The sequence below is a fragment of the Arthrobacter sp. zg-Y20 genome (genome assembly GCF_030142075.1).
In the GTDB taxonomy this organism is placed as follows: Bacteria; Actinomycetota; Actinomycetes; order Actinomycetales; family Micrococcaceae; genus Arthrobacter_B.
This window is the reverse complement of record NZ_CP126241.1, coordinates 2,952,633-2,972,946: the sequence shown is the minus strand read 5'-3', so window position 1 is coordinate 2,972,946 and position 20,314 is coordinate 2,952,633. Positions and strand designations below refer to the sequence as shown.

Sequence of the window (20,314 nt, the reverse complement as noted above, 5' to 3'; positions counted from 1 at the left end):
ACGGGTAGAGTCCATAATGGAAACATGCGCCTAGGCGTCCTCGACATAGGGTCCAATACCGTCCACCTGCTGCTGGTGGACGCGCGTCCCGGTGCCCGCCCGTCTCCCTTCGCCTCGCACAAGCGTCCCCTGCAGCTGGTGTCCTATTTGGACCCCGACGGCGCGATCAGCGAAGCGGGGCAGGATGAGCTGGTCGGGTTCGTCAGCGAGGCGTGGGACTTTGCCCGCCGGCACGGCGCCCAGGACCTTCTGGCGTTCTCCACGTCGGCCATCCGGGAATCAGCCAACGGTGCCGAGGTCCTGGCCCGGGTGCACCGCGAGACCCCCGTCCGGCTGGAAGAACTGTCCGGCGGCGACGAAGCGGCCATGACGTTCCTGGCTGCCCGCCGCTGGTACGGCTGGGGAGCGGGAACCATCCTGGACCTGGACATTGGCGGCGGCTCCTTCGAGATGGCGATGGGCCATGATGAGCTGCCCGAGATTGCCCGGTCCCTGCCCCTGGGCGCCGGCCGCCTGACCCGGGACTGGCTGCCCGATGACCCGCCCACCCCCAAGAGCATCAAGAAGCTGCGCAAGTACATCCGCGGGCTGGTCGGCGACGCGGCGGAGGAGTTCGCCGCCGTCGGGCGCCCGGACCTGGTGACCGGAACATCCAAGACCTTCCGCTCGCTTGCGCGCATTGCCGGGGCCGCGCCGTCGGCCGCCGGACCTTTTGTGCCCCGCCGGCTCACGCTGGAGGACCTGTCCCTCTGGACCAAGCGGCTGGGAGCGATGAGTTCCCGGGACCGTGCGGAACTGGACGGGGTCTCCGCGCTGCGGGCACCGCAGATGCTTGCCGGGGCACTGGTAGCCCAGGCCGCCATGGAAGCCTTTGACGTGCCCGTCCTGCGGATCTGCCCCTGGGCGCTCCGCGAGGGCCTAATCCTGCGGCGTTTCGATACGCTGCGGTTTGAAACCACCGGGGACCTTCCCCGCGGCCCCGCGGAAGGCGAGGAGTTCCTCGTCCCTGCGGGAGCCGCTCCTTCCACCAACGGAAAGCACAGCTGAAAATGACTCCGTCACCTTCCGCCGTCCCCTCGACGGCCGCCGTGCAGCCGCTGACCGCACCGACTGAAATCCCGGTCGCGCTTTCGAGTGCCTCCGTGTATCCGCTCTCGGTGCACGATGCCTTCGCCGTGTCCCATGACCTCGGCTATGACGGCGTCGAAATCATGGTCACCAACAGCTCCATCAGCCAAAACCCGGACACCCTCCGTGACCTGAGCGAGCGGTACCAGCAACCCATCCTCGCCATCCACGCACCCACCCTGCTCCTGACCCAGCAGGTCTGGGGCAAAGCCTGGACCAAGATTGAGATGTCTGCGGCCATGGCTGCCGAGGTTGGTGCCTCCACCGTGGTGACGCACCCGCCGTTCCGCTGGCAGACCGGTTATGCCGAGAACTTCGCCGAAGGGGTCAAGACCATCGCGGAGCAGTACGGGGTCACCATCGCGGTGGAGAACATGTACCCGTGGCGCGTCCGCGGCCGTGAGGCGAAGGCATACCTGCCGCATTGGAACCCGGTTCCGGAACCCTACGAGCACGTGACGTGGGACTTCTCCCACGCAGCGATTGCGGGCATGGACTCCTTTGAACAGATCCGCAAACTCGGTGACCGGCTCAGCCACGTCCACCTGACCGACGGAACCCCCAACGGCAAGGATGAGCACCTGCTCCCGGGCGAAGGTACGCAGCGCTGCGCCGAAGCCCTTTCCTACCTTGCCGGCGCCGGCTTCAAGGGTGTGGTGGCCATCGAGGTCAGCACCCGGAGAAGCAGGGGAGCAGGGGAGCGCGAAGAGCAGCTGAAACAGACCCTGGACTTCGCCCGGGAGCACCTGCGTCCCAAAGCGCCGGTCGGCGGCCCCAGCAGCAGTCTCGGCGCCTGACCGGTCCGTGGAAGGTCCATGACAGAATCGAAGCCATGGACAGTGCATCGAATCCCCGACTGGCATTTTTGGGCTGCGGCTCAATGAACGAAGCGATCCTTGGCGGGATCCTCGCGGGCGGACTGCCCGCTGAGCAGGTCACCGCCACGGTCCGGCGCCCGGAGCGGGCGGAAGAGCTGCGCGCCGCGCACGGCATCACGGTGCTGGCCGGCGGCGAGGACGCCGAGTCGAACCGAAAGGCCGTAGCGGGAGCGGACCTGGTCATTGTGGGCGTCAAACCCGTGGGGGTGGCTGACCTGCTGCGCGAAGTCGCTGACGCGCTGCCCCGGGGCGCCGTCGTGCTCAGCGTCGCCGCGGCCGTACCGCTGGAGCTGATGGAATCACTGCTTCCTGCCGGACAGCCGGTAGTCCGCGCCATGCCGAACACGCCGTCCCGGCTGGGCCGCGGCGTCGTATCCATTTCTGCCGGCACCTCGGCCGGCTCCGAAGCGATGGAACTGGCCCGCCGGGTCCTCGCGGCCACCGGAACAGTGGTGGAGGTGCCCGAGGAACAGGTCGACGCCGTTTCCGCCATCAGCGGTTCCGGCCCGGCGTACGCGTTCTACCTGGCTGAGGCGATGGCGCGTGCCGGTGTGGAATTGGGCCTGGACCCGGACCTTTCCGCCCTGCTCGCACGCGAAACGGTCGCCGGTGCCGGCTACATGCTGGCCGAGCCCGACGCCGACGCCACGGCCCTGCGCCGCGGCGTCACCAGCCCCAACGGCACCACGGAGGCAGCCATCAAGACCTTCGACGAGCGCGGCCTTCCGGCCATCATCGAAGCCGGTGCCCGGGCAGCGACGGCCCGCGCCGAAGAAATCACGAAGCAGTTGACGGCTTAGCCCTGGCCCGCTGACTTGCCTCCGGGCGGTCGATTACGCCTTTGCATCCGCCGGGTCCGGCCGCTGCAAGTCCAGCACGGCGCCCCGGGACCCTGCGGTTTGTCGTATTCCCTGCGGATTGTGGCATTCCCTGCGCCGCGCAGCGCGGGGAATTGCACAAAACGAGGGGTTTCACCCAAACCGCAGGGTTTTCCGGGAACGGCCCGCATCCCTGAGGTTCGGGGCTCTTCGTTTCCGGTCGAATGGCCTCACAGTTGGTGCGCTTCGCCCCGAGGGGGCGTTCCGGTAGCACCCTGCAGATGAGACGGGGAGAAGACCCGTACCGCCGCAGGGTGTGGCGGAGGCGGCTTTAATATTCCAAGCGAGCTCTGCGAGCGAGGAATTTCGTTGCCGCCGGAGCCACGCCCGAAGGCGGTAGCCGAGCCGGAGCCACGCCCGAAGCCGGTAGCCGAGCCGGAGCCACGCCCGAAGGCGGGAGCTGAACCGGCGCCACGCCCGAAGGCGGGAGCCGAACCAAGCCACCGGCGGGGAACCAGACCCTACGGCCGTGCCGCGAACCGCTCGAGCAGATCGACGTGCCCGGCCACGATCAGGGTGTCCCGGCTGGAGACTTTGGTGTCCGGCTGGGCGTAGGTGAAGTCCTCGCCCGGCGACTTCACGCCTACCACGGTCACTCCGTACTTCGCCCGTACATTGGCCTCGCCCAGGGTGAAGCCCTGCGTCTCCTTGGGCGGGTACATTTTCACGATGGCGAAGCCGTCGTCGAATTCAATGAAGTCCAGCATCCGGCCGCCCACCAGGTGTGCTGCGCGGCGGCCGGCGTCGGCCTCCGGGTAGATGACGTGGTTGGCGCCGATCCGGGTAAGGATCTTGCCGTGCGCCGGAGTGATGGCTTTAACCCAGAGGTGCTCGATGCCCAGGTCCACGAGGTTCACGGTGATCAGCACGCTGGACTCGATGGAGGTGCCCACGCCCACGACGGCGGCGGAGAAGTCCTCGGCGCCCAGCTGCTTGAGCGCCTCGATGTTGGTGGCGTCGGCCTGCACCACGTGGGTGAGGATGCCGGAGGCTTTCTGCACCAGCGCGGGGTCGCGTTCCACGGCCAGGACTTCGCGTCCCTGCCGGACCAGCTGTTCGGCGGTAGCGGCACCGAAGCGGCCCAGGCCGATCACCAGTACCGGGGCGTTGTGTGGAGGTCTGTCAGCCAATGATCGGCCTTTCTTCGGGGTAGTGGTACAGGGTGTTGCGCTGGCGCACGGCCAGGGCCGCGGCAAGGGTAATGGTGCCGACGCGTCCGGCGAACATCAGCAGGGAGAGCACGTACTTGCCCGACGGCGGCAGGACCTCGCTGAGGCCCGTGCTGAGGCCCACGGTGGCAAACGCGGAGATCACTTCGAACAGTACCGGCTGCAGGGTTTCGTTGGTGATGACCAGCAGGGCGAGCGTGGCTACGGAGACCAGGGTGGCGCCCAGGATGGTCACCGAAATGGCCACCCGCATGGCGCTTTGCGGGATGGTCCGGCCAAAGGCCCGGACGTCCGAGTCGCCGCGGGCTTCGGCCACCACGGCCAGGAACAGCACGGCAATGGTGGTGACCTTGATGCCGCCGGCGGTGGAGGCCGAGCCGCCGCCGGCGAACATCAGCATGTCGGTGACGAGCAGGGTGCTGGAATCCAGGTCCGACATGGAGACGAGGTTGAACCCGCCGGAGCGGGTCATGACCGAGGCGAACAGGGAGTGGATGATCTTGTCCGAGAAGGACAGGTCAGCGATGGTGCGGGTGTTGAACCATTCGAAGGCACCCCACACCACTGCTCCCACCACCAGCAGGATCAGGGACACCAGGACGGTGAGCTTGGTGTGGAGGTTCCATTTGCTGAGGCGGTGGCGGGTCCGCAGCAGGACCATGATCACCGGGAAGCCGAGGGAGCCAATGAACACCCCCAGCATCAGCGGAACCAGGATCCACAGGTCCTCCTCATAGGGGACCAGGCCGTCCGAGTGCGGGGTGAAGCCGGCATTGTTGAAGGCTGAGATGGAGTAGAACACCGCGTGCCAGATTGCCTGCCCGAAGGATTCGCCCAGGATCATGAACCGCGGCGCCATGGCCGCGGCCAGGGCCAGTTCAATGACGACGGCGGTGCTGAAGACAATGCGCAGGAGGTGGCCTACTTCGCCCAGCCGCCCGGTGTTCATGCTTTCCTGGGCGAGAAGCTTGCCGCGCACGCCCAGGCGCTTGTTCACGGCCAGCGCCAGGAGGGAAGCGAGTGTCAGGATGCCCAGGCCGCCCACCTGGATGGCGATCAGGATCAGCACCTGCCCGAACGTTGACCAGTAGGTGGCCGTGGAGACCACGGTCAGGCCGGTGACGCACACAGCCGATACTGCAGTGAACAGGGCATCGTGCAGGGGGGTGGCCTCGCCGCTGGTGGAGGCCACCGGCAGGCTCAGGAGGGCGGTAAAGAGCAGGATGACCAGGGCGAAGACCGTCAGTGCCAGGCGCGCCGGACGGCCGCTGACCATGTTGTCGACGAATTCGCGGGCTGCGGAAAGGAACGAACGTTCGCTTCGGGGGTTCATTTGCAGGAGTGGCTGCCGAGGAAGTGCCATGGTCTCTTGGTTCCAGTTTCCGTTCTTGTCCGCGGTGATTCAGCACAGCAACCATAATCCAGCAGAGCGCGCTAAAGGGTTTGATCCGGCAGCCGGGCACGGACCCCAATATCAGAGTAACCCCCGGATCACGTACCCTGTCTGCATGATCAGTTCCGGGCTCAGCCTTCCCGTCATGCCAACGTGCATTGTGTGGGATGAATCGCTGCTGGCCTACAACTTCGGTGCAGGCCATCCCATGAGCCCGCACCGGTTGGACCTCACTGCACGGCTGGTCCGGGAACTGGGGCTTTTCGACGTGGAGGGCGTCCGTCTGGAACAGCCCTACGTTGCCGACGCCGCGGACCTGCTGACCGTGCACAGCTTTGATTACGTCAGTGCCGTGCAGGCCGCAAGTGCCGATCCGTCGGACTGCAATGCGGCCATGGGCCTTGGCACCGAAGACAACCCGGCCTTTGCAGGCATGCATGAGGCCAGCGCACGGCTGGTGGGCGGTTCGCTGGCGGCCGCGGACGCCGTGCTTTCGGGCAGTGTGCTGCACGCAGTGAACTTTTCCGGGGGAATGCACCATGCCGGCCGTGAGAAGGCGGCGGGGTTCTGCGTGTACAACGACGCCGCGGCCGCCGTCGCGCGCCTCCTCGACCGGGGCGTGCAGCGGGTGGTGTACATCGACGTCGACGCCCACCACGGCGACGGAACGCAGAACATTTTCTGGGACGATCCCCGGGTGATGACCATTTCGCTGCACGAAAGCGGTTTGACCCTTTTCCCCGGCACCGGGTTCGCCAACGAGACCGGAGGAAAGGGCGCGGAGGGCACGGCCGTGAACATCGCCCTTCCTGCCGGCACCACGGACGCCGGCTGGCTGCGGGCCTTCCACGCGGTGGTTCCGCAGCTGACCGAGGCGTTTGCCCCGGAAGTGATTGTCAGCCAGCACGGGTGCGACAGCCACAAGGACGATCCGCTGACCAACCTGCGCATCAGCGTTGAGGCGCAGCGGCAGGTTGCGCTGACCATCAGTGACCTGGCCGGCCGGCTGTGCGAAGGCCGCTGGATTGCCACCGGCGGGGGCGGCTACAACGTGGCATCCGTGGTGCCCCGCTCCTGGGCCCTGCTCATTTCCGTGGCCGCCAACGGGCGGGTGCGTCCCTCAACGCCCGTGCCCGCGGCCTGGCGGGACTACGTGCTGGAAAAACACGGTGTCAAATGCACGGACGTCATGGGGGACGGGGCGGACCTGTGGTGGCGTTCCTGGGAAGTGGGATACGACCCAAATGACGGGATCGACCGCACGGTGATGGCCACCCGCAAGGAGCTTTTCCCGCTGCACGGGCTGGATCCCTGGTTCGATTAGCTGAGCCCGAAGATGCCCGGGCACCCGTATGCGGTTAGGGTAAATCCATGGTCTGTGACGATGTATTTGCTGTAATCGCGGAAGGCACCCGCCGCGAAATCCTCGGTGCCCTGCGTACCGGGGACAAGTCCGTAGGGACGCTGGTGGAGGAGCTGGAGGTCAGCCAGCCCACGGTGTCCAAGCACCTGAAGGTGCTCCGCGACGCAGGACTCGTCACCATGCGCGCTGAAGGGCAGCGCCGTTATTACTCGCTGCAGGCCGCCCCCCTGGAGGAGCTCGTGCTCTGGCTGCGGGCCTTCGAACTGTCTTCCCTGAGCGGGCATACACCGCGCCTGGCTTCCGTGGGAACCGCGCGCACCACCGCGGCGGCGGCTGCCGCCGGTGCCCTCGTTCCCGGTGCTGCGGAGGCCCGTCCGCTGCCCCTGGACGCCGGTGTCCAGAACCTGGGCCGTACCGTCGGCCGTGCTGCAGAGCGTGCCGCGGACCTGTTCGGACAGCTGCCCAAATTCCGCCGCCGCCGCCCGTAGGGGTGACGTGCGGCCCGTTCGTTACGCGCGCATCGCGTCAGGGCACCCGCCGGACTAGCGTAGTGCTGACGGTGCCCCGACGCATAAGGAGCAGGACATGGAACGAGTACTCACCCGTGTGCGCGACGACGTTTTCCGCCGCAATCCCGGCGAAACAGAGTTCCACCAAGCCGTGGTGGAGGTCTTCGATTCGCTGGCGCCGGTCTTGCGCAAGCACCCGGAGTTCGCCGAAGCGGCTATCCTGCAGCGCATCTGCGAGCCGGAGCGGCAGATCATCTTCCGGGTTCCCTGGGTGGATGACAAAGGTGCGGTCCAGATCAACCGCGGCTTCCGGGTGGAATTCAATTCGGCGCTGGGGCCGTACAAAGGCGGGCTGAGGTTCCACCCGTCCGTCTACCTGGGCATCATCAAATTCCTCGGGTTCGAGCAGATTTTCAAGAACGCGCTTACCGGCATGCCCATCGGCGGCGGCAAGGGCGGCTCCGACTTTGACCCGCGCGGAAAGTCCGACGCCGAGGTAATGCGCTTCTGCCAGTCCTTCATGACCGAGCTGTACCGGCACATCGGGGAGTACACGGATGTTCCGGCAGGGGACATCGGCGTGGGCGGCCGGGAAATCGGCTATCTCTTCGGGCAGTACAAACGCATCACCAACCGCTACGAATCCGGCGTGCTCACCGGTAAGGGCGTGAGCTGGGGCGGGTCCCTGGTCCGCCCCGAAGCCACCGGGTACGGCGTGGTGATGTTCGTGGAGGAAATGCTCAAAACCAAGGGCATGAGCTTGGACGGGCAGCGGGTGATCGTCTCGGGATCCGGCAACGTCGCCATCAACGCCATTGACAAGGCGCAGATGCTGGGCGCCAGCGTGGTGGCCTGCTCCGATTCCTCCGGGTACGTGGTGGACGAGAAGGGCATTGACGTACCGTTGCTGCGGCAGATCAAGGAAATCGAACGCGGGCGAATCTCCGAGTACGCCCAGCGCCGCGGACACTCGGTGAAGTATGTGGAAGGCGGGTCGATCTGGGACGCGGGCGCCGGCGTCGCCCTGCCCTGCGCCACCCAGAACGAATTGGACGAGGACAACGCGCTGGCCCTGATCCAGTCCGGGGTCCGGGCGGTGGCCGAAGGCGCCAACATGCCCTGCACCCCGGCGGCCATTTCGGCGTTCCAGGGCGCCGGCGTGCTCTTTGGACCCGGCAAGGCAGCCAACGCCGGCGGGGTGGCAACTTCGGCCCTGGAAATGCAGCAGAACGCCAGCCGGGATTCCTGGTCCTTTGAGCACACCGAGCGCCGGCTGTCCGAAATCATGGTGAACATCCATGAGCGCTGCGCGCGCACAGCGGAGGAGTACGGAGCGCCGGGCGACTACGTGGTGGGCGCGAACATCAGCGGGTTCGTCAAGGTGGCCGATGCCATGCTGGCCCAGGGAGTTATCTAGCTGTTCCGTTCCTGCCGGGCATCGTGGAGGGAAAGAACTTCCACTATGGTTACTCCAGCCACTACAGTAGGGACAAACGGGGCCGGACTCACGTCGCCGTGGCGTATTACGCGATGTCTTTCAGCTCAGTATTCTCCAATGCCGGGCTGCGGGAGCGGCAGCTAATGAGCAAAGGGACAGGGATAAATGGCAGACGAGGGAAACTTCTCGGATGTGCGGTTTCTGACGGTGTCGGAAGTCGCCGATGTCATGCGCGTTTCCAAAATGACGGTCTACCGGCTGGTCCACTCAGGTGAGCTGCCGGCGGTCCGCTTTGGCCGGTCCTACCGGGTTCCGGAGTCGGCCGTGCAGAAGGTGCTTCGAGACGCCGTCATTGACCGGCGTTCCGACACCGCGTGAGGAAGCAGCACGCCAGCGGTTCCATGCTGTCAATTACCGCAGCGCCGACGCTGTACCCTGTTAAGGAACGTTTTAATCGTCGCAAGTAACTACCGGCGTGCACTCCCTGCGGCCCTGGGCCGCAGGGGATGGATACCGGTGACTCCTAATTAGTTTGTGAGGACTCTGTGGGTTCAGTAATCAAGAAGCGCCGCAAGCGTATGGCCAAGAAGAAGCACCGCAAGCTGCTTCGCAAGACCCGCCACCAGCGCCGCAATAAGAAGTAACCACTTCTCCGCGACCGCTGTCAGCGTCCCGTGCAGTTTGCCGGTCCGCTGTGGCAGAGCCCGCCAGTCTTCCGGGACGGCGGGCTTCGGCTTTTAAGGCGTGTTTCGGCTCAGCGGCCGCGGACCCGGGTGAAGCCCCGCCAGAGGCCGTAGGCGGCGCCGGCCACGGTTGCGGACTTCAGGCCCAGGGTTGCTGCCCTGCGGCCGGAGCGGAAGTCATAAACGGGCCAGTTGCGTTCGCGGGCGTGACGGCGCAGCCGGGCGTCCGGGTTGATGGCTACCGGATGACCCACCATGCTCAGCAACGGAACGTCGTTATAGGAGTCGCTGTAGGCCCAGCAGTTTTCCAGCTCCAGGCCTTCCTTTTCCGCCAGTGCCAAAACGCCGTCGGCCTTGGCCTGCCCGTGGAGGAACTCGCCCACCAGCCGCCCGGTATAGAGGCCGTCGGTGACCTCGCTGACCGTGCCCAGGGCACCCGTGAGGTTGAGCCGCGACGCGATCACCGAAGCGACCTCCACCGGGGTTCCGGTCACCAGCCATACCGGCCTGCCGGACTTCATGTGCTGCTGGGTCAGGGCGCGGGTGCCGGGCCATATTTTTGAGACGATCATCTCGTCGTAGACCTCTTCACCAAGCGTGCGGACATCTTCCGACGACAGTCCGATGGCGAAGGCCAGTGCCGCGTCCCGGACCGAGTGGACGTCCTTGAGGTTCTCGCCCTGGAGCATGAAACGCAGCTGCTTGCCGGCAAAGCCGGCGGCTTCCCGCAGGGTAAAGACTTTCCGCTGGTGCAACTTGCGGCCCACATGGAACAGGCTGGCTCCGCGCATCAGCGTGTTGTCCACATCGAAGAAGGCCGCCTCGCCCGGCTTGCCCGCTGCAGACGTGGTCCCGCTGGCTCGGACTGCGGTGGATCGGGGCATATTCCGAGTCTACGCAAATCCAGGCCCGGGCGCGGAAATCGCGAGGTTTGGCGCTATTTTGGAACTATGAGCGAATCCGCCGGACCCGAAGTTGTCCTCCTGACCCGACCGGGCTGCCACCTGTGTGAAGAGGCCCGGTTAGTGCTCAAGCGCGTGGGCGGGGAACTGGGCGTGCCATGGCAGGAGCAAAATGCCGAGGAAGCCCCCGAACTCGCGGCCCGTTTCGGCGAGGAGATACCGGTGCTGTTCATCGACGGTGTGCAAAGGGATTTTTGGACCATCGATGAAACGCGCCTCAGACGGCTGCTGGGGGCATGATGATGCCGGAAGAAGCCCGCTCAGCCGAGGAGCAGACCGCTATGGAACGGGAAACCGCAAACAGCGACCAGGCCCCGCCGGCCGCCAGGCCCGGAACCCAGCGGCATATCCCTCCGGCGTCGCTGGCCCGCCTGACCATTTATCTGCGTGCCTTGTCCGTGATGCTCGCTGACGGCATAGAGCGGGTGTCCTCCGAGGAGCTGGCTGAGGCAGCGGGAGTGAACTCCCCGAAGCTGCGCAAGGACCTCTCCTACCTGGGCTCCTATGGGACCCGGGGGGTGGGATACGACGTGCCGTACCTGAGCGGGCAGATCTCTGCGGCCTTGGGACTGACGCTGAACTGGCGGGTGGCGATAGTGGGTGCAGGCAACCTGGGGCGTGCACTGGCCGGCTATCCCGGTTTCGGCAGCCGCGGCTTCGAAGTGGTGGCCCTTTTCGATGCGGACCAGATGGTAATCGGCCAGGAGGTCGGCTGGTTGAAGATCAGCCCCATCCAGTCGCTCGAAACCGTGCTGGTGAAAACGCGGGCGAACATGGCGGTGCTCTCCGTCCCGGCCGACGTCGCCCAGGAACTGTGCGACCGGCTGGTGGCGTCCGGCATCACCAGCATCCTCAGCTTCGCGCCGGTGGTGCTGCAGGCACCGCCGAACGTCCAGATCCGCAAGGTGGATATGGCTACGGAACTGCAGATCCTGGCCTACCACGCCCAGCGGGCCCAGGTATCGGAGATCGCATCCGACGCGCGGGCCCGTCTGGCACGCTAAACAGCGTCCGGGCGGGCCGGCTCTGTCCGGCCCGGAGATACGACGCCGGGCTCCGGGTTATCCATTCCGTGACCTGCGGTGTAGTCCTGCTGCGCGTCGACCTGTGCGGCGCTGCGGCGCGGGGAACGGAACCATGGAGCCGCGCCCTTGGTGAAGGTCAAGCCAGCCCCCAGGGCGGCGGCTGCTGCGGCGGCCGTCTGAACGCCTGTGCCCGCCGGGATGGCGTACGCCAGAGCTGCGACTGCCAGTACGGCCGCCGTCACCTGGGCCCAGCGGCGTTTTTCCCAAATGCAGACGGCAAGCAGGAGCGCGACGCCGAAGAACACCAGGGCGTAGGCCACTTCCACGATCGCCACGGCCCTGACGTACTGCGAACCGTTGACGCCGAACCGTTCGAGGATGGACAGCACCCCCGGCAGGGACTCCGGCACGGGAAGGCGGGAAACCGCTGAGAAGGTGTCACCGAGGTTGAGCGCGCCGGCACCGGCAACACAAGTACAGGAAATTGCGATGAAGGGCGCCGGGTTGCCCGTGGCAGAGGGGAGCTTTTTTCGCATCCACCGGGCCGCGGCCCGCGTCTGAGCAGCAGCGGTCCGGGCACCGGTCTGGACCTGGTGGGCGCCGGCGCGGGCTGTGTTGGTGGTGGCGTGGGCGCCGGCTTGGATGCGCAGGGATGCTGCGTGTGCGCCGGCGTGGATGTGGCGCGAGGTGGTTTGGGCGCTGACCTGGACTCGGTGTGCTCCGGCGCGGGCTGTGCGGGTGGTGGCGTGGGCGCCGGCTTGGATGCGCAGGGATGCTGCGTGTGCGCCGGCGTGGATGTGGCGTGAGGTAGTTTGGGCGCCGGATTGGACTCGGTGTGCTCCGGCGCGGGCGGTGCGGGTGGTGGCGTGGGCGCCGGCTTGGATGCGCAGGGATGCTGCGTGTGCGCCGGCGTGGATGTGGCGTGAGGTGGTTTGGGCACCGGATTGGACTCGGTGTGCTCCGGCGCGGGCTGTGTTGGTGGTGGCGTGGGCGCCGGCTTGGATGCGCAGGGATGCTGCGTGTGCCCCGGCGTGAATGTGGCGTGAGGTAGTTTGGGCGCCTGTCTGTACTCGGTGTGCTCCGGTGCGGGCGCCTGCTTGGGCCCGCTCGGCACCTGCGCGCAGCCGAAGCGCCGCTATGTGCAACCCGATGCGGAGCCACGCCTGGAGTCCCCGTGCTCCGGCGAGGAGCCACCGGCCCACCCCCCTGGCCCCGGCGGCCAGCCAAGCAGTAAGTCCCAGGACTCCTTTCCGGAACCACAAGGCCAATACTTCTTCCTCGTTCCGTGAGGGGCCTCCGGCTGCGGCAGCGCTGTCCAGAGCGTTGCTGTCCAGGGCATTGCTGTTATCCATACCCTTCGGCAGATTCTGCGACGGCGGATGCGGCGGGGGAGCCGGGAAGGTGAAATCATTCACCGGTTCTGTCAGTTGCCCCTGATGGTTTTGGCGTCGGCGGTTAGGAAGAAGTGAGGCCATGGTGATCCCCTTCGCGGCGGAAACGGCGTCTCCGGAGGCGACTGCGGGCAGCGCCGCGCTTCCGGGAGAATACCTAACGCTACGCGGGCACTGAAGCCGTGTGACCACCCCTGCACTGAACCCGCTGCGGGAAGGGAAAAGTCCCGCCGCAAACCGGCGGGACTATCCATATTGCAGTCCGGGGACTTCCGGGGGCCCTTCCTGGACTCGCCGGGTCAATACGGCGGGTACAGGGGTGTGGTGCGGAAATAAGGGTTGGAAGGGGCGAGATAGAGCATCACAATGCCCGCAATGCCCAGCAGGCTGGAGAGCAGTGAGAGCAGCCCCAGCGGTGAGGTGAAGTACGTGGCGGCCATGGTGATAATGCCGATCAGGGCGAAGGCAGCGAACACGGTCCCCAGGATCCGGGCCCAGTTTTTCCCCCTCCGGACAAAGACGGCTATCAGGATGTAGAAGCCGAAACCGATCAGGGCGACCACAATGCCAAAACTCACCAGGAAGGAATTCACGCTGGTGGGAGTCATGCCCGAGTCTGTGAGTGTCTGCTGCTCTTCGGGCGTGAGCAGCGAGGGCAGGCTGAAGGAAGTAATGATGTTGTTGATCAGGCTCAGGACGCCGGCAGCGAGGATGAGCCAGGATCCGATCACCACTTCCCGCGGAGCCGGTCCCTTGGGAGCACGTTTACCCATACCGCCGCCGGGATAGGCGTACCCGGAGGGCTGTGCCGCCTGGTATCCGTACGGCCCGGAGGCGTACTGGCCGTACTGGGGCTCGGGGCGCGTGCCGCCTCCCGGCTGCGGGGATCCGTAAGGGTTCGGAGTGCCGGGGGCACCGGCGGGTGGAGGGTTGTTTTCGCGACCTGGCTCGGGAGCGTTCTCAGGTGTAGTCATGTCCGCCTGCTAACTGGTTGGAGTCTTAGGCGGCTGGGCGGTTTGTTGCTCCGGCAGGGGCGGCCGGGGCGCCCCCCAGCCGAGCCTCCAGCCTATCGCGGCAGCGGCTGCGGGGTCAGGGGTCGCTGAAAGCCCGATGGTCGCCGGCAGGTAAACGGCACCGGGTACTAAACGGCACCGGGCGCTAAACAGCAGTCAGGCGCTAAACAGCAACCAGACAGCAAAAAGGCAGCCCCGGACCGACGTGGTCCGGGGCTGCCTGGCGGTATTGCCCTGCGCCGTATGGCTAACGCGGTGGTGCCGGGCGGTTACGCTGCGATGAAGGCAGCGTCCACGTTGATGGTGACCTTGTCTCCCACCAGCACGCCGCCGGTTTCCAGGGCGGCGTTCCAGGTCAGGCCGAAGTCCTTGCGGCTGATCACGGTGCTGGCGGAGAAGCCGGAGCGGGTGGCGCCGAAGGGATCCACTGCAACGCCGTTGAATTCGGTGTCCAGGACCACGGTGCGGGTGATGCCCTTGATGGTGAGGTCGCCGGTGACCTTGTAATCGGACCCGGAACCCTCGATGCCGGTGGCGGCGAAGGTCAGTTCCGGGAACTGCTCGGCATCGAAGAAGTCGGCGCTCTTGACGTGGCCGTCGCGGTTGGCGTCATTGGAGTTGAAGGAATCCGCTGCGATGACGGCGGTTACGGCGGTGTCCGCCAGGGTCTCGCCGATGGTCAGGGTAGCGTCCACCTTGTCGAAGTTTCCGCGGACCTTGCTGATGCCCGCGTGGCGGACGGTGAAGCCGACTTCGCTGTGTGAAGCATCAAAGTTCCAGGTTCCGGTGGTGAGGCCGCTGGGGATCATGGGAGAACTCCTTCTGTGACAGTGCCGCGGGAGGGCTCCCGGAGCATCTTCATGCATTTGCATTTAGTGTTGCACGGTTTGGTTAAACGTTCAAGTTAATTGGGTTCCTGATCTCCGATAATTTAGCGGCTGGCTCCAACTCTGCGAAACTGGGACACATGTCCCGCTCATCCATACATCTCGTACGCCACGGTGAAGTCTTTAATCCGGACAAGGTTCTCTACGGGCGCTTGCCGGAGTTCCACTTGTCCGATCTGGGCCGCCGGATGGCGGACCGTGTGGCGGAACACTTCAGCGACCAGCGCAGCCAAGGGGCCAACCTGGTCCACCTGGTTGCTTCCCCGCTGACCCGTGCCCAGGAAACCGCTGCCCCGATTGCGGCCGCCCTTGGACTGGAGATCGTCACGGAAGAGCGGATCCTTGAAGCCGAAAACCGCTTCGAGGGAATGTCGCGCATCCAGAGCAAGCTGCGCAACCCCCGCTATTGGCCGCTGCTGCGCAATCCCATGCGTCCGTCCTGGGGCGAACCGTATGCCAAGCAGGTGGCGCGCGTGATGGCCGCCGTCGACGACGCGCGGATGCGTGCGGTGGAAGTGGGCGGGGACAACGCGGAGGCGATCCTGGTCAGCCACCAGCTGCCCATCTGGGTGACCCGCCTCGCTGCGGAAGGCAAGAAGCTCTGGCATGACCCGCGCCAGCGTGAATGTACTCTCACTTCCGTCACCACCCTGGACTTCGACGGCGCGGTCCTGACGGGTGTGCGGTACGCCGAGCCCAGTGCCGACCTGCTGCCCGGTGCTGCAAACGTGCCCGGCGCATAATAGAATTACTACGCGTTGTAGAAGTGGCTTCTCCGTGCCGCGATGAAAGCTGGAAATCCTTGAAGAACCGTCAGAGCCCTGCGGGGGACCTAGGCCGCCGCTCGTTCCTGCGCCTCGGCGCCGGACTAGCCCTCAGCGTCCCCTTTGCCGCTGCCGTCGCCGGCTGCTCCACGGATGACCCCCTGGCCGAGCAGGCCAACGCCGGAGACAACAAGAACTACATTGCCGGAGACGGCTCAGTCACCGAGTACGCCCCCGGCGACCGCGGTGATGCCGTGGAGTTCAGTGCCACACTTTTTGACGGCACCGAAGTGAATTCCGCTGACTGGGCCGGCGACGTCGTGGTCCTCAACTTCTGGTACGCGGCCTGCGCCCCGTGCCGGAAGGAAGCCCCGGACCTGGTTGAGCTGCACAATACCTTTGAGCCCGAGGGTGCGCGTTTCTACGGCGTGAACATCCGGGACGAGGCGGCCACGGCCGAGGCCTTCGAACGGAACTTCAACATTCCCTACCCGAGCTTCATGGACAAGGACGGCGGCGTGCTGCTGGCCATGACCAGCTATGTCCCGCCGCAGGCCGTGCCCACCACCCTGGTGCTGGACCGGCAGGGCCGCGTGGCAGCCCGCATCCTCGGACTCGCTGAAAAGGGCACCCTGAAGGCCCTGATCAGCGACGCGCTGGCTGCGTAAGGGCCGTGTCCTTCCTTCCCGCCGCACTGGCTCCTGCCGCTGAGTCCACCGCCAACGCCTTTGCCGACACGGTGCTGAACGGGTCCGTGCTGCTGGCTATCCCCGTGGCTGCCCTGGCCGGCCTCGTCTCCTTCCTGTCCCCGTGTGTGCTTCCCCTCGTTCCGGGGTATCTCGGCTACGTCACCGGACTCACCGGTGTGGACCTGCAAAAGCAGCGCCGCGGCCGCATGTTCGCGGGTATCGGCCTGTTCGTGCTTGGTTTCTCCGCGGTCTTCGTTGCCCTGGGTGCCGGGATCGGCCAGCTCGGCGCCTGGTTGAAGGGCTCCGAACAGGGCTGGATCCCGCAGGTCCTGGGCGTGGTGGTAGTGCTGCTGGGCGTTGTCTTTATGGGCGGCATGAGCTGGTTCCAGCGTGACCGCAAGATCGAGGCAAAGCCCCCGGCCGGCCTGTGGGGTGCGCCCGTCCTGGGCATCACCTTCGGTCTGGGCTGGGCACCGTGCATCGGCCCGACCCTTTCAGCCGTGCAGTTGCTGTCCTTTTCCGGCAGCGACGCCAGCGCCGCCAAAGGTGCGCTGCTGACCTTCGTCTACTGCCTGGGCCTGGGGCTGCCGTTCCTGCTGATAGCCGTCGGATTCCGGCGGGGCATGGGCGCCCTGGGAATCTTCCGGCGGCACCGGCTCGCGCTGCAGCGTTTCGGCGGAGGCATGCTGATCATCCTGGGCGTGCTGATGATCAGCGGCGTCTGGAACATGTGGATCAACCAGCTCCAAGGTTGGTTGGGTAACGTGACCCTGCCGATCTGATGCACTCCAAGACAGACAGTGAGACCAGAGGAACCATGAGAACACCTAGACCCCGGAATCGGTTGACGTGAAAGCACTGAAGGACCGCCCGTCCAAGTCCCGCCCGCAGAAGGGCCGCAGGGACGACGTCGCGCTGCCCGCCCTGGGCGTGTGGGGGACGCTGCGGTGGGCCTGGGGCCAGCTGACCAGCATGAAGACGGCACTGTTCCTGCTGCTGCTGCTGGCAGTGGCCGCCGTTCCGGGATCCCTGTTCCCGCAGCGCCCGGCAAATCCGTCAGTGGTGACGCAGTACATCAAGGACAACCCCGGCACCGGGCCCTGGCTGGACCGCTTCCAGCTTTTCGACGTGTACTCCTCCGTCTGGTTCTCGGCAATCTACCTGCTGCTGTTCATCTCCCTGATCGGCTGCGTTATTCCGCGGGCCAAAGCGCACTACAAGGCACTGCGTTCCAAGCCGCCGCGCACCCCGAGCAGGCTTTCCCGGATGCCCGAATACGGCACCATGGCGATTCCCGCCGGTTCGCTCACCCCTGCCGAAGCGGTGCGGGACGCCGCGAAGATCCTGCGCCGGCGCGGCTACCGGGTGGATATCCGGGATGAAGACGGGGAACGGCCCTCGGTCAGTGCCGAGCGCGGCTTCGCGAAGGAACTGGGCAACCTGATGTTCCACACCTGCCTGATCGGGGTCCTCGCCTCGGTGGCCGTGGGCGGCTTGTTCGGTTACAGCGGCCAGAAAATCGTGGTGGAGGGTGAGTCCTTCGTGAACACCCTGGTCAGCTACGACACCTTCACCCCGGGCTCCAATTTCAGCGAAAACCAGCTGAGCCCTTACTCGCTGACCCTGGACAAGTTCGACGTCGAGTTCGACCGCGAATCCGAGACGCACTTCGGCCAGCCGCTGGACTTCACCGCCAGCATGACCGTGAAGGACGGCCCCGACGCCGAGGAGCAGAAGCAGGTCCTGAAGGTCAACTCACCCCTGACCCTGGGCGGCACCCGCGTGTACCTGGTGGGCAACGGCTATGCGCCCATGGTCACGGTGCGCGACGGCGAGGGCAACGTGGCGCTGGAGGGCCCGGTTGTCGCCGTGCCCACCGACGGCGTGTACACCTCGCTGGCCGTTATCAAGGCACCCGACGCCAAGCCGGACCAGTTGGGCTTTGTGGGCTTCTTCCTGCCCAGTGCAGCCATGGACGAGACCGGCGTGAGCTATTCCTATGATCCGGATCCGCTGGAACCGCAGCTGAACCTGAACTCCTACTACGGTGACCTGGGCCTGGACGAAGGTGTCCCGTCCAACGTCTACGTGCTGGAGACCGAGGACCTGACCCCGCTGAACAACCGCGACCTGCCTGCCGGCGGCATTGTGCTCGACGCCAACGAGACGTACGAGCTGCCGGACGGCAAGGGCTCCATCACCTTCGACGGGCTCAAGCGCTACGCCGCCCTGGATATCCACTACGATCCGGGAAAGACCGGGGCACTGGTGTTCTCGGTGCTGTCCCTTTCCGGCCTGGCCGCTTCGCTGTTCCTGGCGCGGCGACGGGTATGGGTTCGCGCGGGAGCACACCCGGACGGCCGTACCATGGTCGAGTACGGGTTGCTTGCCCGCGGCGAGGATCCCCGGCTGACCGGTGAAGCAGCTGCTATCCGTGGCCTGTTGGCCGAAAAGTGGCTGGTGCCGCAGGGCACTGAAGGACAAAATGTTGAGCGGGCCGACGTATCCGCAAACACGGCGGCGGAGTCCGGCCACGAGGCCGGGAACCCCGCACCCCCCGCATCGAATGATGAACCAGGTAAGGACCGGTAATGGACCCCATCGATTACGACCTCGCGCGCTACAGCGAGTTGTTTATGCTGCTTGCGGCCTTCACCTACACGGTCGCCTTCCTGGCCTTTGCGTGGGACCTGGCCAAGAGCAGCAAGATCATCCAGACGGTGGAGAACCGGGTGGAGCAGAAGAACGCAGTGCGTGAAACAGTTCCCGCCGGCAACGGCAACGCCCGGGACTGGGATGCCGAGGCAAGCCGGGGTTCGCAGACCGCAGACGCAGGCATGGGCTACGGCGGTCCGCGGCGCAACGCCGCACGGGTGGGCGTTGCCCTGACCGTGCTGGCTGCCGCCATCCACGCAGCCGCTGTCCTGTGCCGCGGCATGGCGGCCCACCGCGTGCCGTGGGGCAACATGTACGAGTTCTGCACCACCGGCGCCCTGGTGGTGGCCGTGGTCTTCCTGCTGGTGATCACCCGCCGAGACCTGCGCTTCCTGGGCACCTTCGTGCTGGGGCTGGTCCTGGTCATGATGATGGCCGCCACCATCGGTTTCCCCACCCCGGTGGCGCACCTGGTACCCGCCCTGCAGAGCTACTGGCTGATCATCCACGTGTCGGTGGCCGTGCTGGCTTCGTCGCTCTTCACCCTGACGTTCGCCATGTCCGTACTGCAGCTGCTGCAGGCGGACCGTGAATCCCGTATCCGCTCCGGCCGGCCCGCACGGATGGCGTTCATGCGCATTGTTCCGTCCGCGCAGAGCCTGGAGAACCTGTCCTACCGCATCAACGCCGTGGCCTTTGTGCTGTGGACCTTCACGCTGATGGCCGGGGCCATCTGGGCCGAGCAGGCCTGGGGCCGGTACTGGGGCTGGGACACCAAGGAAGTGTGGACCTTCGTGATCTGGGTGGTCTACGCCGGCTACCTGCACGCACGCGCCACCCGCGGCTGGACCGGAACCCGCGCTGCCTGGCTGTCGATCGTCGGCTACCTGTGCGTGATCTTCAACTTCGGAATCGTCAACGTGTTCTTCTCCGGCCTGCACAGCTACTCCGGCCTGTAAGGCACTGAAGCCCTAACGCACCAACGGTCAATAACGCACCAACGCGGAAGGCCCCGTCCCGGATCTCCGGGGCGGGGCCTTCTGCGTTACAGGGTTCCGGCATTGCCGGGGCGCTGCGGCTGAAAAGGGGCGTGCAGCCTAGGCGCCCGGCAGGCCGTCGTCGTTCTGCTTGCCGCTGTCATTCTGCTTGCCGCTGCCTTCCTCGCGTGCTTTCAGCTCCGCTTCGCGGCGCGCGGCCTCTTTCTGTGCCTGACGGCGGCGGCTCTCCAAGTTGCGCAGGAAGTCCGGGTCGTCGTCGGGGGCGGTAGGACGGCGCGGCTCCCTGGGCCCGGAACCCCCGCCGGTGGGACGGCCGAACAGGAACCACAGCAGGGCGCCGAGGACCGGGACCAGAACGATGGCGAACAGCCAGGAAACCTTGGAGATGCTGCGCACTTCGTTCGAGCGGGACATGATGCACTCGATGACGGCGTAGATGATCACGGCAGCGACAATAATGACGCCGAACAACACAAGACGGGGCATACCAA

22 protein-coding genes are annotated in these 20,314 nt (G+C 66.0%); 15 read left to right on the top strand and 7 right to left on the bottom strand.

Annotated features, from left to right (window positions below; translation table 11 throughout):
• Positions 1–24 precede the first annotated feature (24 nt).
• The 3 genes from QNO06_RS14240 to proC are packed head-to-tail and all read left to right on the top strand — an operon-like array spanning position 25 to position 2,806.
• On the top strand, positions 25–1,047 hold the full coding sequence (locus QNO06_RS14240) for a Ppx/GppA family phosphatase (RefSeq protein WP_227912623.1): 1,023 nt from the start codon (positions 25–27) through the stop codon (positions 1,045–1,047).
• Positions 1,048–1,049: 2 nt separating this feature from the next.
• Positions 1,050–1,925, top strand: coding sequence for a sugar phosphate isomerase/epimerase family protein (locus QNO06_RS14235; protein WP_227912624.1), 876 nt, complete (start codon positions 1,050–1,052; stop codon positions 1,923–1,925).
• A 35-nt stretch (positions 1,926–1,960) separates the two neighbouring features.
• Complete coding sequence (proC, locus tag QNO06_RS14230; protein ID WP_227912625.1) at positions 1,961–2,806, top strand: pyrroline-5-carboxylate reductase; 846 nt, start codon at positions 1,961–1,963, stop codon at positions 2,804–2,806.
• A 539-nt stretch (positions 2,807–3,345) separates the two neighbouring features.
• Here proC and QNO06_RS14225 read toward each other — a convergent pair.
• Both QNO06_RS14225 and QNO06_RS14220 read right to left on the bottom strand, forming a co-directional pair.
• The gene (locus tag QNO06_RS14225; RefSeq protein ID WP_227912626.1) at positions 3,346–4,014 is read right to left on the bottom strand and encodes a potassium channel family protein; all 669 of its coding nucleotides are present in this window, start codon (positions 4,012–4,014) and stop codon (positions 3,346–3,348) included.
• Positions 4,007–5,386, bottom strand: a complete 1,380-nt coding sequence (locus tag QNO06_RS14220; RefSeq protein WP_227912627.1) for a TrkH family potassium uptake protein — start codon at positions 5,384–5,386, stop codon at positions 4,007–4,009. The genes QNO06_RS14225 and QNO06_RS14220 overlap by 8 nt, the downstream gene beginning before the upstream one ends.
• Positions 5,387–5,561: 175 nt before the next feature.
• Here QNO06_RS14220 and QNO06_RS14215 point away from each other — a divergent pair, with 175 nt between their 5' ends.
• The 5 genes from QNO06_RS14215 to QNO06_RS14195 all read left to right on the top strand — a co-directional run bounded on the left by QNO06_RS14215 (position 5,562) and on the right by QNO06_RS14195 (position 9,400).
• Positions 5,562–6,770 (top strand): acetoin utilization protein AcuC, encoded by a 1,209-nt coding sequence (locus QNO06_RS14215; RefSeq protein ID WP_227912628.1) that lies wholly within the window; start codon positions 5,562–5,564, stop codon positions 6,768–6,770.
• A 47-nt stretch (positions 6,771–6,817) separates the two neighbouring features.
• Positions 6,818–7,297, top strand: coding sequence for an ArsR/SmtB family transcription factor (locus tag QNO06_RS14210; protein WP_227912629.1), 480 nt, complete (start codon positions 6,818–6,820; stop codon positions 7,295–7,297).
• Between the two features lie 97 nt (positions 7,298–7,394).
• Positions 7,395–8,735: an NADP-specific glutamate dehydrogenase gene (gene gdhA, locus QNO06_RS14205; RefSeq protein ID WP_227912630.1), complete on the top strand. Its 1,341-nt coding sequence runs from the start codon at positions 7,395–7,397 to the stop codon at positions 8,733–8,735.
• Positions 8,736–8,921: 186 nt separating this feature from the next.
• Positions 8,922–9,134: a helix-turn-helix domain-containing protein gene (locus QNO06_RS14200; protein WP_227912631.1), complete on the top strand. Its 213-nt coding sequence runs from the start codon at positions 8,922–8,924 to the stop codon at positions 9,132–9,134.
• Positions 9,135–9,301: 167 nt separating this feature from the next.
• The gene (locus QNO06_RS14195; protein WP_003792170.1) at positions 9,302–9,400 is read left to right on the top strand and encodes a 30S ribosomal protein bS22; all 99 of its coding nucleotides are present in this window, start codon (positions 9,302–9,304) and stop codon (positions 9,398–9,400) included.
• Between the two features lie 110 nt (positions 9,401–9,510).
• Here QNO06_RS14195 and QNO06_RS14190 read toward each other — a convergent pair whose 3' ends face one another.
• Complete coding sequence (locus QNO06_RS14190) at positions 9,511–10,323, bottom strand: HAD family hydrolase (RefSeq protein ID WP_227912632.1); 813 nt, start codon at positions 10,321–10,323, stop codon at positions 9,511–9,513.
• Positions 10,324–10,389: 66 nt separating this feature from the next.
• Between QNO06_RS14190 and QNO06_RS14185 the strand changes: the two genes are divergently transcribed.
• Positions 10,390–10,641, top strand: a complete 252-nt coding sequence (locus tag QNO06_RS14185; RefSeq protein ID WP_227912633.1) for a glutaredoxin family protein — start codon at positions 10,390–10,392, stop codon at positions 10,639–10,641.
• A 41-nt stretch (positions 10,642–10,682) separates the two neighbouring features.
• Positions 10,683–11,405, top strand: a complete 723-nt coding sequence (locus QNO06_RS14180) for a redox-sensing transcriptional repressor Rex (protein ID WP_227912634.1) — start codon at positions 10,683–10,685, stop codon at positions 11,403–11,405.
• Here the strand turns inward: QNO06_RS14180 and QNO06_RS14175 are convergent.
• The 3 genes from QNO06_RS14175 to QNO06_RS14165 all read right to left on the bottom strand — a co-directional run bounded on the left by QNO06_RS14175 (position 11,402) and on the right by QNO06_RS14165 (position 14,639).
• Positions 11,402–12,778 carry a hypothetical protein gene (locus QNO06_RS14175; RefSeq protein ID WP_227912635.1) on the bottom strand — a complete coding sequence of 459 codons (1,377 nt, stop codon included), beginning with the start codon at positions 12,776–12,778 and terminating at the stop codon, positions 11,402–11,404. The genes QNO06_RS14180 and QNO06_RS14175 overlap by 4 nt on opposite strands.
• A gap of 338 nt (positions 12,779–13,116) precedes the next feature.
• Entirely contained in the window at positions 13,117–13,791 is a 675-nt protein-coding gene (locus QNO06_RS14170) for an MFS transporter (RefSeq protein WP_227912636.1), read from the bottom strand.
• Positions 13,792–14,099: 308 nt separating this feature from the next.
• The gene (locus QNO06_RS14165; protein WP_227912637.1) at positions 14,100–14,639 is read right to left on the bottom strand and encodes a YceI family protein; all 540 of its coding nucleotides are present in this window, start codon (positions 14,637–14,639) and stop codon (positions 14,100–14,102) included.
• A 158-nt stretch (positions 14,640–14,797) separates the two neighbouring features.
• Here QNO06_RS14165 and QNO06_RS14160 point away from each other — a divergent pair, with 158 nt between their 5' ends.
• The 5 genes from QNO06_RS14160 to ccsB all read left to right on the top strand — a co-directional run bounded on the left by QNO06_RS14160 (position 14,798) and on the right by ccsB (position 19,784).
• On the top strand, positions 14,798–15,460 hold the full coding sequence (locus tag QNO06_RS14160) for a histidine phosphatase family protein (protein WP_227912638.1): 663 nt from the start codon (positions 14,798–14,800) through the stop codon (positions 15,458–15,460).
• A gap of 59 nt (positions 15,461–15,519) precedes the next feature.
• Positions 15,520–16,149, top strand: coding sequence for a TlpA family protein disulfide reductase (locus tag QNO06_RS14155; protein WP_442860158.1), 630 nt, complete (start codon positions 15,520–15,522; stop codon positions 16,147–16,149).
• Between the two features lie 5 nt (positions 16,150–16,154).
• On the top strand, positions 16,155–16,952 hold the full coding sequence (locus tag QNO06_RS14150; protein ID WP_227912639.1) for a cytochrome c biogenesis CcdA family protein: 798 nt from the start codon (positions 16,155–16,157) through the stop codon (positions 16,950–16,952).
• 67 nt (positions 16,953–17,019) lie between these two features.
• On the top strand, positions 17,020–18,762 hold the full coding sequence (resB, locus tag QNO06_RS14145) for a cytochrome c biogenesis protein ResB (RefSeq protein WP_442860159.1): 1,743 nt from the start codon (positions 17,020–17,022) through the stop codon (positions 18,760–18,762).
• Positions 18,762–19,784: a c-type cytochrome biogenesis protein CcsB gene (gene ccsB, locus QNO06_RS14140; protein ID WP_227912640.1), complete on the top strand. Its 1,023-nt coding sequence runs from the start codon at positions 18,762–18,764 to the stop codon at positions 19,782–19,784. Before resB ends, ccsB begins: the two co-directional genes overlap by 1 nt.
• A 138-nt stretch (positions 19,785–19,922) precedes the next feature.
• On the opposite strand, the gene QNO06_RS14135 is transcribed toward ccsB, so the two are convergent.
• Positions 19,923–20,309: a PLD nuclease N-terminal domain-containing protein gene (locus QNO06_RS14135; protein WP_227912641.1), complete on the bottom strand. Its 387-nt coding sequence runs from the start codon at positions 20,307–20,309 to the stop codon at positions 19,923–19,925.
• Between the last annotated feature and the right edge of the window lie 5 nt (positions 20,310–20,314).

Bases quoted from the DNA above. Each gene is read 5' to 3' on its own strand.
- QNO06_RS14220 (WP_227912627.1), bottom strand. From the start codon at position 5,386: ATGAACCCCCGAAGCGAACGTTCGTTCCTTTCCGCAGCCCGCGAATTC.
- QNO06_RS14135 (WP_227912641.1), bottom strand. From the start codon at position 20,309: ATGCCCCGTCTTGTGTTGTTCGGCGTCATTATTGTCGCTGCCGTGATC.
- proC (WP_227912625.1), top strand. From the start codon at position 1,961: ATGGACAGTGCATCGAATCCCCGACTGGCATTTTTGGGCTGCGGCTCA.
- QNO06_RS14175 (WP_227912635.1), bottom strand. From the start codon at position 12,778: ATGGATAACAGCAATGCCCTGGACAGCAACGCTCTGGACAGCGCTGCC.
- QNO06_RS14185 (WP_227912633.1), top strand. From the start codon at position 10,390: ATGAGCGAATCCGCCGGACCCGAAGTTGTCCTCCTGACCCGACCGGGC.
- QNO06_RS14190 (WP_227912632.1), bottom strand. From the start codon at position 10,323: ATGCCCCGATCCACCGCAGTCCGAGCCAGCGGGACCACGTCTGCAGCG.
- QNO06_RS14170 (WP_227912636.1), bottom strand. From the start codon at position 13,791: ATGACTACACCTGAGAACGCTCCCGAGCCAGGTCGCGAAAACAACCCT.
- QNO06_RS14165 (WP_227912637.1), bottom strand. From the start codon at position 14,639: ATGATCCCCAGCGGCCTCACCACCGGAACCTGGAACTTTGATGCTTCA.
- QNO06_RS14235 (WP_227912624.1), top strand. From the start codon at position 1,050: ATGACTCCGTCACCTTCCGCCGTCCCCTCGACGGCCGCCGTGCAGCCG.
- QNO06_RS14240 (WP_227912623.1), top strand. From the start codon at position 25: ATGCGCCTAGGCGTCCTCGACATAGGGTCCAATACCGTCCACCTGCTG.
- QNO06_RS14200 (WP_227912631.1), top strand. From the start codon at position 8,922: ATGGCAGACGAGGGAAACTTCTCGGATGTGCGGTTTCTGACGGTGTCG.
- QNO06_RS14210 (WP_227912629.1), top strand. From the start codon at position 6,818: ATGGTCTGTGACGATGTATTTGCTGTAATCGCGGAAGGCACCCGCCGC.
- QNO06_RS14160 (WP_227912638.1), top strand. From the start codon at position 14,798: ATGTCCCGCTCATCCATACATCTCGTACGCCACGGTGAAGTCTTTAAT.
- QNO06_RS14215 (WP_227912628.1), top strand. From the start codon at position 5,562: ATGATCAGTTCCGGGCTCAGCCTTCCCGTCATGCCAACGTGCATTGTG.
- ccsB (WP_227912640.1), top strand. From the start codon at position 18,762: ATGGACCCCATCGATTACGACCTCGCGCGCTACAGCGAGTTGTTTATG.
- QNO06_RS14180 (WP_227912634.1), top strand. From the start codon at position 10,683: ATGGAACGGGAAACCGCAAACAGCGACCAGGCCCCGCCGGCCGCCAGG.
- gdhA (WP_227912630.1), top strand. From the start codon at position 7,395: ATGGAACGAGTACTCACCCGTGTGCGCGACGACGTTTTCCGCCGCAAT.